The organism is Acinetobacter sp. AOR01_HL (assembly GCF_027855455.1).
GTDB lineage: Bacteria > Pseudomonadota > Gammaproteobacteria > Pseudomonadales > Moraxellaceae > Acinetobacter > Acinetobacter baumannii.
In genome coordinates, this window is record NZ_JAKTIM010000059.1 from 19,214 (window position 1) to 33,271 (window position 14,058).

12 protein-coding genes are annotated in these 14,058 nt (G+C 39.4%); 7 read left to right on the forward strand and 5 right to left on the reverse strand.

Going from position 1 to position 14,058, the window contains the following annotated elements:
- Positions 1-4 precede the first annotated feature (4 nt).
- On the reverse strand, positions 5-2,209 hold the full coding sequence (gene rlmKL / locus MKL62_RS19505; RefSeq protein WP_005129092.1) for a bifunctional 23S rRNA (guanine(2069)-N(7))-methyltransferase RlmK/23S rRNA (guanine(2445)-N(2))-methyltransferase RlmL: 2,205 nt from the start codon (positions 2,207-2,209) through the stop codon (positions 5-7).
- A gap of 239 nt (positions 2,210-2,448) precedes the next feature.
- Here rlmKL and MKL62_RS19510 point away from each other — a divergent pair, with 239 nt between their 5' ends.
- The 5 genes from MKL62_RS19510 to MKL62_RS19530 all read left to right on the forward strand — a co-directional run bounded on the left by MKL62_RS19510 (position 2,449) and on the right by MKL62_RS19530 (position 7,676).
- Positions 2,449-2,793 carry a hypothetical protein gene (locus MKL62_RS19510; protein ID WP_000655897.1) on the forward strand — a complete coding sequence of 115 codons (345 nt, stop codon included), beginning with the start codon at positions 2,449-2,451 and terminating at the stop codon, positions 2,791-2,793.
- A 123-nt stretch (positions 2,794-2,916) separates the two neighbouring features.
- Positions 2,917-3,933 carry an aspartate carbamoyltransferase catalytic subunit gene (locus MKL62_RS19515; protein ID WP_000546638.1) on the forward strand — a complete coding sequence of 339 codons (1,017 nt, stop codon included), beginning with the start codon at positions 2,917-2,919 and terminating at the stop codon, positions 3,931-3,933.
- Positions 3,934-3,945: 12 nt separating this feature from the next.
- Positions 3,946-5,181, forward strand: a complete 1,236-nt coding sequence (locus tag MKL62_RS19520; protein ID WP_005129088.1) for a dihydroorotase — start codon at positions 3,946-3,948, stop codon at positions 5,179-5,181.
- Between the two features lie 213 nt (positions 5,182-5,394).
- A complete protein-coding gene (locus tag MKL62_RS19525; protein ID WP_000026485.1) occupies positions 5,395-6,810 on the forward strand; it encodes an OmpA family protein in 1,416 nt (471 codons plus the stop codon).
- Positions 6,811-6,896: 86 nt separating this feature from the next.
- Positions 6,897-7,676, forward strand: coding sequence for a Rossmann-like and DUF2520 domain-containing protein (locus tag MKL62_RS19530; RefSeq protein ID WP_005129087.1), 780 nt, complete (start codon positions 6,897-6,899; stop codon positions 7,674-7,676).
- Between the two features lie 10 nt (positions 7,677-7,686).
- Here MKL62_RS19530 and MKL62_RS19535 read toward each other — a convergent pair whose 3' ends face one another.
- Entirely contained in the window at positions 7,687-8,313 is a 627-nt protein-coding gene (locus tag MKL62_RS19535; RefSeq protein ID WP_005129086.1) for a glutathione S-transferase family protein, read from the reverse strand.
- A gap of 171 nt (positions 8,314-8,484) precedes the next feature.
- Positions 8,485-9,201 carry a tRNA (guanosine(46)-N7)-methyltransferase TrmB gene (gene trmB, locus MKL62_RS19540; protein WP_005129085.1) on the reverse strand — a complete coding sequence of 239 codons (717 nt, stop codon included), beginning with the start codon at positions 9,199-9,201 and terminating at the stop codon, positions 8,485-8,487.
- A 145-nt stretch (positions 9,202-9,346) separates the two neighbouring features.
- On the opposite strand from trmB, the gene MKL62_RS19545 reads away from it, so the two are divergent.
- Both MKL62_RS19545 and MKL62_RS19550 read left to right on the forward strand, forming a co-directional pair.
- Positions 9,347-11,785, forward strand: coding sequence for an ExeM/NucH family extracellular endonuclease (locus MKL62_RS19545; RefSeq protein WP_005129084.1), 2,439 nt, complete (start codon positions 9,347-9,349; stop codon positions 11,783-11,785).
- A gap of 207 nt (positions 11,786-11,992) precedes the next feature.
- Entirely contained in the window at positions 11,993-12,604 is a 612-nt protein-coding gene (locus MKL62_RS19550; protein WP_000781338.1) for a glutathione binding-like protein, read from the forward strand.
- Positions 12,605-12,667: 63 nt separating this feature from the next.
- Here MKL62_RS19550 and MKL62_RS19555 read toward each other — a convergent pair whose 3' ends face one another.
- A complete protein-coding gene (locus MKL62_RS19555; protein WP_001037895.1) occupies positions 12,668-13,012 on the reverse strand; it encodes a hypothetical protein in 345 nt (114 codons plus the stop codon).
- A 173-nt stretch (positions 13,013-13,185) separates the two neighbouring features.
- Positions 13,186-14,058: FAD-dependent oxidoreductase (locus MKL62_RS19560; RefSeq protein ID WP_270899785.1), on the reverse strand; the 873-nt coding region annotated here is incomplete at its 5' end.

The window sequence follows — 14,058 nt, forward strand, 5'->3', positions numbered from 1 at the left end:
CAGATTAGTTTAGCCCTGGATGCTGAATTTTCCATGCACGGTGGATTTTTTGATTACGTTTAAAATCGGGTCCAATCGTTTCAGAAGTAATTTCTTCAACGTCATATAAAGCCTCGATCTCTTCATCCATCTCAAAACCACGATAGTTATTTGAGAAGTAAAGTGTACCTTCACTTGTTAAGCGGTTCATTGCACGTTTAATCAAAGAGACGTGATCGCGCTGCACATCAAAAGTACCGTGGAACTTTTTAGAGTTAGAGAATGTTGGCGGATCAATAAAAATAAGATCATATTGTTCATGACCTTCTTTTAACCATTCAAAACAGTCACTTGCAAAGAACATATGCTGTTCGTCTGCATGATCTACCGTTAAACCGTTTAAAACGAAGTTTTCTTTTGACCAGCTCAAGTAAGTATTAGATAAATCTACACTGGTTGTACTTGCAGCGCCGCCTAAGGCCGCGTGTAAGCTGGCTGTCGAGGTATAACTATAAAGATTTAAGAAGTGCTTACCACGTGCTTCTTGAGCAATACGTAAACGCATTTGACGGTGGTCAAGGAACAAACCAGTATCAAGGTAGTCAGTCAGGTTCACTAAAATTTTAGCTTTACCTTCTTGCACGATGAAACGTTTATTGGCTGTACTTTGTTTGGTGTACTGATTTGTACCAGTTTGACGCGCACGTGTTTTAATAAAGATTGCATCGCGATTTAATCCTGTTACCGCACGAATAGCAGCAAGCGCTAAGTTAAAACGTTTTTTTGCTTTTTCAGGATCAATCTTTTTAGGTGGTGCATATTCCTGAACATGTAAACGGTCGCCATATAAGTCTACAGCAAGGTTAAAGTCAGGGAGGTCTGCATCGTATAAACGTAAGCAATAGATATTTTCTTTGGTTGCCCATTTTTTCAAGGCAGTCATGTTCTTTTGCAAACGGTTAGCAAAGTCTTGAGCTTCTTCCATTTCAACAGGTTGAGCTTGCCAGTTTGCCAAGAATGGTTGAGTGACTTTTTCAGGTTTAACTGTACCGAAACGAACATAAATCGGTAATTTACCATTCATTAAGCGTAATGTTTCTGGTGCTTCAAGTGCTAAAACATCCGCTTGTTCAATTTGTGCGGCAATGATTGCTGCATATTGATTTGGGAAGTTCTTTTGTAAGAGGGCAGATAAGCCTAAGTAAAGAGAACGGTTAGAAGCTTTGTCACCTAAGCGCTCACCATATGGAGGGTTGGTAACGATAAAAGCAGTTTTATTTTCAGCACCGAAATCTGGCCAGTCTGCTAAAGTGCGCTCTTCAATTTGAATATCGCCTAGTAGCTTTTCAAAACCTGCTGCAATAATGTTTTCGCGTGTTGCTTTTACAGCTTCCCAGTCAGCATCGTATGCATAAAACTTAGGTAACGGTTGTTCAAGTGCTTTTTCATGACGCTCTGCTGCTTCGGCTTTGAGTGAAAGCCAAAGTTCACGGTCATGACCATGCCAGCCATTAAAACCAAAACGACGTACAAGACCTGGCGCACGATCAGTTAAAATCATTAATGCTTCAATAATAAATGTGCCTGAACCACACATTGGGTCAAGTACAATTTCCGGGTTACGTTCCTTAAGCTTGGCTTTTTGTAAAATTGCTGCTGCGAGGTTTTCTTTAATTGGTGCATCTGTCATGAAACGACGGTAGCCGCGTTTATGTAATGAATCACCAGATAAATCTAGGCAATATGTATGCTCGGTTTTGCCCGCAAGCACATATAATGTAATTTCCGGTTGTTTGGTATCAATACTTGGGCGGCGACCTACAGCTTCCATAAAGGAATCAACAACACCGTCTTTTACACGAAGGGTTGCAAACTGCGTATTTACCTTAATTTCACGCTCTGCGTGTAAGCGAATTGCAAAGGTACTTTGTGGTGCAAAAATAAGTGACCAATCAAAACTAATTGCACCTTCATAAAGCTCTTCAGCTACATCACGTGCATCGTGGGTACGTTCAAGTTCATAAGTATGAATTGGAAGTAAAACACGTGAAGCAAGACGTGACCACATGCAAATACGGTAAGCATGTTCAAGCGTTCCTTCAATGATTAAACGTCCTGCTTTACGTTCTGTCACTTTGGTGCCAAGCTGTTCTATTTCTTCTTGTAAGAGGGTTTCTAAACCATCAGCACAAGTAATCCAATAGTGGTTTAAACGTAAAGAGGTATTCATAAACTCGATTGACCAAAACATATAAATATTAACGATGCAAAGTTTAACGTATTTTGGTGTCTAAAAGTTTTTAAATTATTGCAACCTATCACTTGGCAACCAATAAATTGATTTTTAAAGTTTAAAATATAAAAACTGGTATGTATTTTGCTAAATCTTTCGAAATAAAACTTATTTAATTAATCATTATTGATGGTTTTTAACCAATTTTTATGATTTGAATACATAGGGGAATATAAATGAAAGATGTGATGGGGAATGGTTTTATAGCGAATGCAGAAGCTTTCACACTAGCTACTCAAATTTATGTGCGTATGCGCAGAGTAACGGGACGGGTGATAGATGCAATGTATGTTGTTCAAAATAAAGACTATGCGAAATATGTAATTGCACTGGCACTAGAAGCAGAAGATGACGAATTAAAACGCTGTGTTGAACGATTAATGGTATTGACTGATTCAATACCAGAGCAGTCTCAAAAAGAAATGACAGTAAGTATTCAAACTAGTGAAGAATCAGAAATCACAGCCGAAGACATTTATCGGGCACAAGTTCCACATCATTATATTGGTGCTTTAAGGTAATCTGAGCACGGCTCTAAATTTTCTGGTCAATTTAGGGCCTTATTCTGTAAAGTTCTTCTGCGAAAAGAACGGAATTCAGCTACACTATGCACGTTTTCGCGATTCGACCCATAGGAATCCATTATGCATATTGCAGCGTTGCATCAACCGAGCCAGGTTCAGCTCAATCAAGACGGAAATTTAAAACATTTTTTAACGATTGAGGGCCTTTCAAAAGAAAACCTCACTAAGATTTTAGATACCGCGCAAAGCTTTTTAGATGATAATAATAATTTAATTAACCGCCCGCTTTTAGAAGGTCGGACGGTTATGAATCTCTTCTTTGAAAACTCCACCCGTACTCGTACTACTTTTGAAGCAGCAGCAAAACGTTTGTCTGCCAATGTATTGAACATTGATATTGCACGTTCAAGCACGTCAAAAGGTGAGACTTTACGAGATACGCTTTGGAACCTCGAAGCAATGGCTGCCGATATTTTTGTTGTACGTCATTCATCTTCAGGTGCTGCACATTTCATTGCTAAAGATGTATGTCCGAAAGTCGCAATTATTAATGCCGGAGATGGACGTCATGCCCATCCAACGCAAGCGATGCTCGATATGCTCACTATTCGCCGTGAGATGAAAAAACCATTTGAAGACTTGAGTGTTGCCATTATTGGTGACATTAAACACTCTCGCGTTGCGCGTTCAGATGTAGCTGCACTTCAAACACTCGGATGTAAAGATATCCGTGTGATTGCGCCGAACACCTTATTACCGGTTGGTTTTTCAGAATATGGCGACCATGTTCGTTTGTTCAATAACATGGATGAAGGCATTACCGGTTGTGATGTGATTATTGCTTTACGTATTCAAAATGAACGTATCGATTCACCAGCATTATCTTCGCAATCTGAATTTTACAGAATGTACGGTTTAAACAAAGAGCGCCTTAGCTTGGCTAAACCGGACTGTATTGTTATGCATCCGGGACCAATGAACCGTGGTGTAGAAATTGATTCGAGTATTGCTGATGGTGAACAGTCAGTGATTTTAAAACAGGTCACTAACGGTATTGCAGTTCGTATGGCTGTGCTAGCGTTGTCTATGCAAGGGCAACTCCAAGAACAAGGTTTAATTGAAGCGATTGCGTTGTAAGGAATGGATCACATGAGTATTGTAAAAATTGAAAATGTACGTGTGTTAGACCCAATCCAAAAAACAGACAGCGTACAAACTGTATATATTCAAGACGGTAAGCTCATTGCCCCAGTCGATCAGGTTGAACAAATTATTGATGGTCAGGGTAAATGGTTAATGCCAACTATGGTTGATTTGTGCGCGCGTTTGCGTGAACCGGGTCAACAGCAGCATGGAACGTTGAAATCAGAAGGGAAAGCTGCACGTGCTAACGGTATTTTGCACGTCATTACGCCGCCAGACTCAAAGCCGATTGTACAAGACAATGGTGCGCTCATTCACGGCTTAATTGAAAAAGCTTGGCATGATGGTGGTATTCACATGCATATCATCGGTGCCCAGACTCAAGGCCTAAATGGTAAGCAACCAGCAAATATGGCCGGCCTTAAAAAGGGTGGTTGTACTGCTGTTTCAAATGCGAATGCTGCTTTTGAAAATGACGATGTCGTTGTTCGTACATTAGAGTACGCTGCGGGTCTTGGTTTAACCGTCGTTTTCTATGCTGAAGAGCCACAACTTGCTAAAGATGGTTGTGCTCATGAAGGCTTTATTGCATCACGTCAAGGTTTACCAATGATTCCTGCAATTGCAGAAACCGTAGCGATTGCAAAATATCTACTTATGATTGAAGCGACAGGTGTTAAAGCTCACTTTGGTTTATTGTCTTGTGGTGCTTCGGTCGAATTAATTCGTGCTGCAAAGGCAAAAGGTTTACCGGTTACTGCCGATGTAGCGATGCATCAGTTACATTTAACTGAGCAACTAATTGATGGCTTTAATTCACTTGCACATGTTCGTCCACCATTACGTTCTGAGCAAGATAAAGAGCTTTTACGCCAAGGTTTAAAACAGGGTGTAATTGATGCAATCTGTACCCACCATGAGCCTTTAAGCAGTTCAGCCAAAATGGCTCCATTTGCAGAGACCCAACCGGGTATTACTGCATTTGATACTTATGTGGCTTTAGGTATTCAGCTCATTAATGAAGGTCTATTTGAACCTTTAGAATGGGTAACTAAAGTGACAAGTGCTCCTGCCCAGGTAGCAAATATGACAGCACGTTGGCAAGCTGAAGCAGGGTGGGTGTTAGTAGATCCTAAGTTAAGCTGGACTGTAAGTAAAGACACTATTTTATCTCAAGGGAAAAACACCCCTTTACTGGGTCAAAAGCTTACAGGTAAAGTCTTACAAACTTTTGCTGTTTAATTTTAAGCAGAAAAATGCCGATATAAAATATAAACAGGTAGATCATAAAGATCTGCCTGTTTTGTAAATACTAGATGGAAAATTGTATATAAATTATTTAAAAAACAACAAAAGATTTCGAGCGCATTAGAATAAAAAACTATCAGCAAAGAGAAGTATTTGAATAATCAAAAAGTTGCTGGTTACGACGTATAAGATTCGGGAGAATAACCAATGTCGATAAACCCTATAGAACTGCTTAAAGAAAAAGTATCTTCAACAATATTAAATAATCAGGATGGATACCTCGGCGAAAAAACAAACGCTTTATCTAAGTTTTATCCAATTCTACTTTCATTATTAGCTGCTAAACCTGATCTTATAGGACAATTGAAAAACAGTTTGGCTCCGTCATTATCCGATCTTTTTTCTCATAATGAGCAAATTAAGAATACTGTGCTTACCCATTTAAGCGGTACAGCACCAAATAATGAAATCGAAAATACCCTCAATAGCGCATTAAAACCGAGCCTTAATGCAATTTCTGACGTTGCCGGAAATGATCAACAAAGTATTGTGAACTATTTACGTCAGCATGCTGAAACGATCCGTTCATATTTACCAGGATGGGCCGTGGGCTTATTAGCTCCATTAGGTATTGGAGCTGGTTTATCTTCTGTAACTTCATCGACAGCACCGCCACTTGCAGCAGCAACAGAGACTACGGGTAAATCTCGTGGTTTTTTACCCATTATTGCGCTCATTATTCTCGGGTTATTAATTGCTTGGTTGTGGCGCTCTTGCCAGCATAAAGAAGCTACACCTGCACCAGAAACTAAAGCTGCGAGCGGTGTAGAGGCCGCGGCTGCTCCAGCTACTTTAACTTTAAGCACAGATGATAAAGGTGCCGTGAGCCAGTGTCAGGCTGGAATTGGCGATCAAGGTTTCTTGGCGACTTTACAAACTCAAGTTAAACAAGTCTTTTCAGCTACTAAAGACTGTGATGTTGATACAAGTCAAACTTATGCGGCTGCTTTTACCGATAAGGATGCTTTAGCAGGCGTGTTGGGTGCATTAAAAGGTATTCCAAACGCTTCTTTAGAATGGGTGGGTGACAAGATTACATTAAAAGCAGGTGATGCTGCAGCGTTAGAAGCGTTAACTGCTAAAGTAAAAGCACTTGTTCCACATACCGAAGTTGTTGCCGCAGCGCCAGAAACAGCTGAACAGTCTGTAAGCAACAGTTTAAGTGCTTCACAAACAGCCTTAACTGCAATTGACCCGAACAATGTAGATGTAAACGCACTAGTTAAAGCACTTAATTTACAAATTATTAACTTTGCGAGTGGCTCAAGTGACATTCCTGCAGATAACAAAGCTATTCTTGATCAAGCAGCAACCCTTTTAAATAAAGTGTCTGGTGTTAAATTAGATGTAGGTGGTCACACCGACTCAACAGGGAATGCCGCTGCTAATAAAGCGCTTTCTCAACGACGTGCTCAAGCAGTAGTAGATTATTTAGTTTCTAAAGGAGTGGATGCTTCTAAACTGGTTGCTAAAGGCCATGGTTCAGAACAGCCAGTTGCAGACAATACGACCGAAGAAGGACGCTTTAAAAACCGTCGTATTGAGTTTTCAGTAGCTCAATAAAAAACAGATTTTATTGAATTCTAATTTGAAAAAAGCTTCTCATTTTGAGAAGCTTTTTTTATAGAAATAAATATTGTTAGGTTGGCATGAAAATTAGTTTGTTAGGGAGTGGGCGTGTGGCCTTCCATTTGGCAAAGGCACTTTTGGCTAAGGGACATAACATCGTACAAGTCTATGCACGTGATTTTGAGAAAACCAAGAAGTTTGCAGAGCAAATTCAAGCGAAAGCATGTCAGTCTCTTCAAGAGTTTCAACCAAGCGATTTAATTATTCTGGCAGTTTCAGACAGTGCTATTGCTGAGCTTGCAAAGCAGGTACACGAGTTATTTCCCGAAACGCTTATGGTTCATACTTCGGGGAGTACAGACATTCAAGTCATCAGTCAGGTACATGAAAAAGCAGGGGTGTTTTATCCATTACAAACATTTAGCTTAGAAAGAGATGTTGATTGGCAAGCCACACCATTATTTGTAGAGGCGACCAATAAAGATGACTTAGCAATACTTTCTGATTTAGCAAATAGCCTAAGTAAGCGAGTATATCAATACACCTCCAAACAACGTTTAACTTTGCATTTGGCAGCCGTGTTTGCCTGTAATTTTAGTAATTATTGTTTTGATATAGCAAAGCAAGTCGTAGACGCGGAACAGGTCGACTTTGGCTTGCTTTACCCATTAATTCTGGAAACAGTAAAAAAAGCTACTGAAAATGATCCAAAGCAAATGCAAACAGGACCTGCAATGCGAGGAGATCAGAATATCTTGGCAATGCATCAAAGCTTATTAGCCCAAGCAAATCGAGATGATTTAAAAAAGGTTTATCAACTTTTAAGTGATGGCATCGTAAAGCGCCATCACTCATCTTAATTTTAAGAGGTTAAGGTTGACCGTTATTGCCCCATTTTAAAAAGCCTTTACGCTGATTTAAACGTTCAAAATATTGGTCGACATGTTTAAGCACTGGATGGTCAAAAGGAGTTGCTTTCCAGCGTTGTACAGATAGCCCAATTGGTATATCAGCTAGGGTAAACTCAGTACCTGCAACATAGGCTTGAGTTTTTTCAAGTTGTTGATCGAGAATCTGCATTTGTTTATTCCACTGATCAATACCTTGTTGTAACAAATTCGGGTCTTGATGAAGGGCTGAATGTCGAATGAGCGACATAAATGCATAAGTCCAGCTGTTATTCAGTTCTATAGCTTGCCAATCAATCCACTGGTCAATAATAGCTCTTTGCTTAGCTTGAGTTGGGTAGAGTATATGGTCTTTATCATAAGCATTTGCTAGATAACGTATAATGCTATTCGACTGCCAAAGGACTAAGTCGCCATCTAAAATCACTGGAATTTGACCATTAGGATTTAATTGCAAAAATTCAGGAGATTGAGCGGAGCGGAAATCTATGCCCCAATCTTCTCTCTCATATGTAAGATTTAATTCGTCACATAGCCATAAGACTTTGCGAACATTAATAGAATTATCACGCCCTAAGATTTTTAACATGCGTTGTCCTTAGTATTTTTTAGTATGGCAAGTACCTTTTCTATAAATAACGAGATTGAGTTCAATTGGCAATCATTAATTAGCCAGAAAAATGGACAAGATAAGTTATAGGTTTATTTAATTTTTAATATTGAAATGAAAAGGGCTTAGTTTATTACTAAGCCCTGTTTCTTACTTAATCTTCTTAAAGATAAAATCATTAATCTTATGACCTGACTCAATACCACGGCGTTCAAACTTAGTCACTGGGCGCCATTCTGGTCGAGGATAACTGTTGCCTTTACCAGCCAAGTTTTCAAGGTTTGGACGGTTGTCTAGTACATCCAACATCCACTCAGCATACGGTTCCCAGTCTGTTGCAGCGTGGAATGTGCCACCAAGCTCAAGTTTTTGTTCAACCAATTGCATACGTTCATGAATAACGAAGCGGCGTTTGAAATGACGTTTCTTTTGCCAAGGGTCTGGGAAGTAAAGTTGTACGCAGTTGATACTGTTGTCAGGCATTTCACGTAGTACTTGAATTGCGTCAGCATCGAGTACACGTAAATTTTTAAGCTCTGCCATACCTGCTTCATAGACACATTGAGCAATGCCCGGTACATGGACTTCAATACCCACATAGTTGCGTTCAGGGTTCGCTTTAGCCATAAGCACTAAAGAACGGCCCATACCGAAACCGATTTCAACAGTTAAAGGGCGCTCCGGATGATCAAAGTGCTGACGTAAGTCACCCACGGGATATTCCAAAATTAAATCGCGATGTTGTTCTAAAGCCGTGCGTTGAGACGTATTGAGTGGGGCTGAACGACGCATAAACGTCACAATTTCACGGTGTTCAGGCAAATTGTCCAATTCTGCAATTTGCGTTTCTAACTGATCGATCGACATAACCTTGGCAATATTGAAATTCAAATGCGGTATTTTAAGTCTTCAGGTGGTCAAGTCAAATGTTTCGGTGTTTTTCTTCATGTAGATGTCATGATCAATATTTAAGCTAAGAGGCTAATTAAAACCCACATGAACATTTTTACTCATGAAAACTTTTCAATTAAAAACACTTTCGGTTTTTTTAAGTGCATTAGGTGCATTTTCATATAGTTCTGTTGCTCAGGCACAGCTCATGTTTAGCCAGTATGTTGATGGTAGCAGTAATAAAAAAGGGTTAGAAATTTATAACCCGGATGGTACTACTGTTAACTTGGCTGATTATGAAATTCAACAATTTAATAATGGTGGAACTGCGAAAACAGCCACTTTCCGTTTACAAGGTACACTTGCAAGTAAACAAAAATTTTTGGTGGGGCGTTCAGAGTTACAGACAGAACTTGGCAATAAAGTAAATCAAGTGGCTGCATTGTCTTTTAATGGGGATGATGCAGTTGTGCTTGTTTATAAAGGCACACCTGTAGATCGTTTTGGCCGTATTGGGGAACGACCTGAGGCAGGATGGGGAACTGCTGTTTCAAGCTTGGGAAATAGCTTTAAACGTATTGAAACTGAAAATCCAGCTTTGAGTATTGATCCGACAGCAGCATTTGATTTGGACCATTCATGGACAGCATGGGCAAACCGAAATGATTTTACAAATCTATCAGGTTCTACCACTCAACCTCCTATTGAAACGGTCAGCTGTTCAAGCTCAGATACACCAATTGCCGATTTAGCAACATCAGCACAAAACCAGACTTATACCGTGCGTGGGGTAATTACTGCCGACTATCGTTATGCAAATGGTTTCTCAGGTTTTTATGTTCAAACACCTGATACGAAAGCACGTGCAAATGTGAGCAATGCTATTTTTGTTTATATTCCGAATAGTAGTGCGGTGAAAGGTGGACAAATTGGTGATGAGGTTATTTTACGTGGTCGTTTAACCAGCTATCAAAATCAGCTACAGATTGACCAATTACAACAAGATATTCAAACCTGTAATAGCAATATGGCAAATCAGGTTCAGCCAATTAGCCTTGAACTACCATTTTCGAGTTTAACAGGCAGTTCAACCCATTCTCCGCAGCGTTATCAAGGCATGTTGGTGAAATTGCCTCAGACTTTAACGGTGAGTGAGAATTATAATTATGGCCGTTATGGTGAACTATCTTTAAGTTTAGGTCGCTTATATATTCCAACCAATTTATATCCAGCGCTATCTCCTGAAGCTAAAGCTCTAGCTCAGAAAAATTTATTATCTAAAATTATTTTTGATGATGGTTATAACAATCAAAACCGTACACCATGGTTACCTACAAATTTTAGTGCTGCCAATACATTGCGTTCAGGCTACCAGCTTAAAAATCTCGAAGGGATTTTAGAATATCGTTTTAACGGTTGGCGCGTACAACCAGTGCTTGGACGTACGCAACCAGAAGTTGTTACTCAAACAAATCCACGCCAGAGTGTCATTACAAAAAATGCCAATCATATTCGTGTAGCTTCATTTAACGTCTTGAACTATGACAATGGTGCAACGGGTTTCCCAACAGAGCGTGGTGCAAACACACAAGCAGAGTTTGATAAACAGCACCATAAAATTGTGAGTGCATTAAAAGCGATTGATGCTGACGTTTACGGTTTAATGGAAATTGCCAACAATGGCTATGGCCCAAACAGCGCAATTGCTCATTTAACCAGTGCACTAGGTCCAGACTGGAAATATATTATTCCTGAAAATCTGGATCGTTTAGGTAATGATGTTATTGCTGTTGCGATTATTTATAACAGCAAGCGTGTGAAGCCTTTAAATAAAGCTGTTGTGCTTGATTTAGGTGATAAAAACCGAACAACCTTAGCTCAAACTTTCCAAGCTGTTCGTGGTAATAAAACATTTACTGTTATTCCAAACCATTTGAAATCAAAAGGATGTAGTGGAGTAGATGCCAACTCTTCTGATGCAGATCAAAATGATGGTCAGGGATGCTGGAATCCAACCCGTGTAAAAGCAGTTGATCAAATTGTGCAGTGGCTAGCAAAAAATCCGACGCAAGTGCCTAAGCAAAATGCTTTACTCGTTGGAGACATGAATAGTTATGCAAAAGAGGCGCCGATTTTGGCATTTGAAAAAGCCAATTATAAAGTCTTACTTAATGACACTAAAGTTGGGCAAGGCGCTCAGGCGTACAGTTATGTTTTTGGTGTGGCAAGTGATGCAAATGGTAATGGTGGAGCGGGTAACTTAGACCATGCTATTGCTGATGCAGATTTATATCCAAAAGTAGTTCGTACTTTTGCTTGGCATATTAATGCTGACGAACCGACGGTTCTAGATTACAACGAAGAATATAAAACTGATGAACAAAAAGCTTTGTTCTATGGCGAAGATGCCTATCGTTCTTCGGACCATGACCCTGTGATTGTCGATCTAGATTTAAATGGCAAAGACTCGAATCAGCCAAATGATAACCAGAAAAGTCCAATTTTCGATTTCTTATCTCAATTAATGGAATGGATTAGTCAGCTTTTTAAACGTAGTTAACGGTAAAAATGCGTGATGTGAATGTGTTTTATCATATTTTAAACAATCGTCACGCAAGACAACTTGCAAGGGAAAACTTTTTCAAGAATATTAGGTAGTGTAAGTAATTTATAAATTTACGCTTTTTTACAATTAAGGAATTGTACAAACCTTGCAGGTTTTTTAGAACCAATTTAAAACGTTAATGTGAGATAACAAGGATCAGATATGAAATTATATTATTCGCCAGGCGCATGTTCTTTAGCTGCACATATTATTTTAAATGAAATTAATGTTGATTTTGATTTAGAACGAGTAAATTTAAAAACACATAAAACAGAAAAAGGTGCAGATTATTATGAAATTAACCCAAAGGGATATGTACCAGCTTTAGAAATTAATCCAGGATTAATTTTAACTGAAAACGTAGCGATTTTACCTTTCCTTGCTCAGCACGACCCTAAACAAGATTTGATTCCTCCTTCGGGCTTAGGCCGTGCGAAAGTATTGGAATGGTTGGGCTATTTAAATTCTGAATTGCATGATGCATACGCGGTATTTTTTGGGGCACCGTTAACAAATGATGAAAAAACCAAAGCTTATGCTGAAATCGACCGTCTTTTAAAATATATTGATAATTATTTGGCTGAGTCGGATTATGACTATTTGGTAAATGATAATTTTGGTCCAGCAGATGCGTATTTATTTGTTTTGACAAATTGGTCAAACTCAATTGAGCATGATTTAACGCCATATAAACATATTATTGCCTTACGTAATAAAGTTGCAGAACGTCAGTCAGTACAAATTGCAATGCGTGATGAAGGTTTAATTTCATAAGCAATTTTCAAAAGCATTAAAAAAGCCCCTAAGAAATAGGGGCTTTTTTAATGCTAAAGCTAATTAGTGTTGAGCATCTTTTTTCACATCAGCAGCTGCATTTTCAACAGCTTGAGCTGTATCAGCAGTCGCTTTACGTGCAGTAGCTTCTGTTTCAGCTGCAGCTTTAGCAGTCGCATCAGCAGCATGGTCAGCAGCAGCATCAATTTTAGCTGAAGCGTTGTCTGTTGCAGTTGCAATATCGCTCGCAGCTTGATCACCAGCAGATTTGATATCTGCTGTTGCTTGTTGAGCAGCATTTTCTAAGTGTTCACCTGTAGTAGCACCAGTTTCTGGAGCTTTATCTTTATTACAACCAACAAGGGCAACAGTCGCAGCAAGACCTAAAGCAACAAGTAATTTATTCATTGTGTTTTTCCTTCTAATTCATGGCATCCAAAATTATGGATGTCTAAAATATAAACATAAAGTAACTGATTAATAAAGATCAAAAATTGTTAAAAAGTTGTAACTCTCGTATTAAAAAAGCCTAGCATTTTGTAATGCTAGGCTTGAACCAAATGATAGTGATTTGACCAGTTTTATTGCCCAGAACGAATAATGTAATCAAACGCAGAGAGTGATGCTTTAGCGCCTTCACCTGTAGCAATAATGATTTGCTTGTACGGTACAGTGGTACAGTCACCTGCAGCAAATACACCTTTTACATTGGTTTCGTTGCGGTCATTCACAATGATCTCACCACGGTTGGTTAACTCAACCTCACTGTCTTTTAAGAAGTCAGTATTTGGCAGTAAACCAATCTGTACAAAGATCCCTGCAAGCTCTACCACATGCTCTTCATCAGTCGCACGGTCTTTATATTTAAGACCGGTTACTTGTGAACCGTCACCCAATACTTCTGTACTTAACGCATTCATAATCACAGTGGTGTTTGGCAAGCTGTTTAACTTGTTTTGCAAGACTTGGTCAGCACGAAGTTTAGTGTCAAACTCAACCAGAGTCACATGCTCAACAATACCTGCAAGGTCAATTGCAGCTTCTACACCTGAGTTACCGCCACCAATCACGGCAACACGTTTGCCTTTGAACAATGGACCATCACAGTGTGGGCAGTACGCTACACCACGGGTACGGTATTCAGCTTCACCCGGTACATTCATTTCTCTCCAACGTGCCCCTGTTGAAAGGATCACAGTTTTCGATTCAAGTTTTGCACCGTTTTCAAGTTCAACTTCAACCAAGCCATTTGCTGTTTGATCTGCACCGGTAATTTTGCTGACACGTTGCAGGTTCATGATATCCACATCGTATTCACGAACATGTGCTTCCATCTCGGCAGCAAACTTAGGACCTTGGGTCTTTTGCACAGAAGTGAAGTTTTCAATGTCCATGGTGTCCATGACCTGACCACCAAAGCGTTCAGCCACGATACCTGTGTTAATGCCTTTACG

Coding starts and splice junctions, on each gene's coding strand:
- MKL62_RS19515 (WP_000546638.1), top strand. CDS start 2,917: ATGCATATTGCAGCGTTGCATCAACCGAGCCAGGTTCAGCTCAATCAA.
- MKL62_RS19555 (WP_001037895.1), bottom strand. CDS start 13,012: ATGAATAAATTACTTGTTGCTTTAGGTCTTGCTGCGACTGTTGCCCTT.
- MKL62_RS19545 (WP_005129084.1), top strand. CDS start 9,347: ATGAAAACTTTTCAATTAAAAACACTTTCGGTTTTTTTAAGTGCATTA.
- MKL62_RS19510 (WP_000655897.1), top strand. CDS start 2,449: ATGAAAGATGTGATGGGGAATGGTTTTATAGCGAATGCAGAAGCTTTC.
- rlmKL (WP_005129092.1), bottom strand. CDS start 2,209: ATGAATACCTCTTTACGTTTAAACCACTATTGGATTACTTGTGCTGAT.
- MKL62_RS19520 (WP_005129088.1), top strand. CDS start 3,946: ATGAGTATTGTAAAAATTGAAAATGTACGTGTGTTAGACCCAATCCAA.
- MKL62_RS19550 (WP_000781338.1), top strand. CDS start 11,993: ATGAAATTATATTATTCGCCAGGCGCATGTTCTTTAGCTGCACATATT.
- MKL62_RS19535 (WP_005129086.1), bottom strand. CDS start 8,313: ATGTTAAAAATCTTAGGGCGTGATAATTCTATTAATGTTCGCAAAGTC.
- trmB (WP_005129085.1), bottom strand. CDS start 9,201: ATGTCGATCGATCAGTTAGAAACGCAAATTGCAGAATTGGACAATTTG.
- MKL62_RS19530 (WP_005129087.1), top strand. CDS start 6,897: ATGAAAATTAGTTTGTTAGGGAGTGGGCGTGTGGCCTTCCATTTGGCA.
- MKL62_RS19525 (WP_000026485.1), top strand. CDS start 5,395: ATGTCGATAAACCCTATAGAACTGCTTAAAGAAAAAGTATCTTCAACA.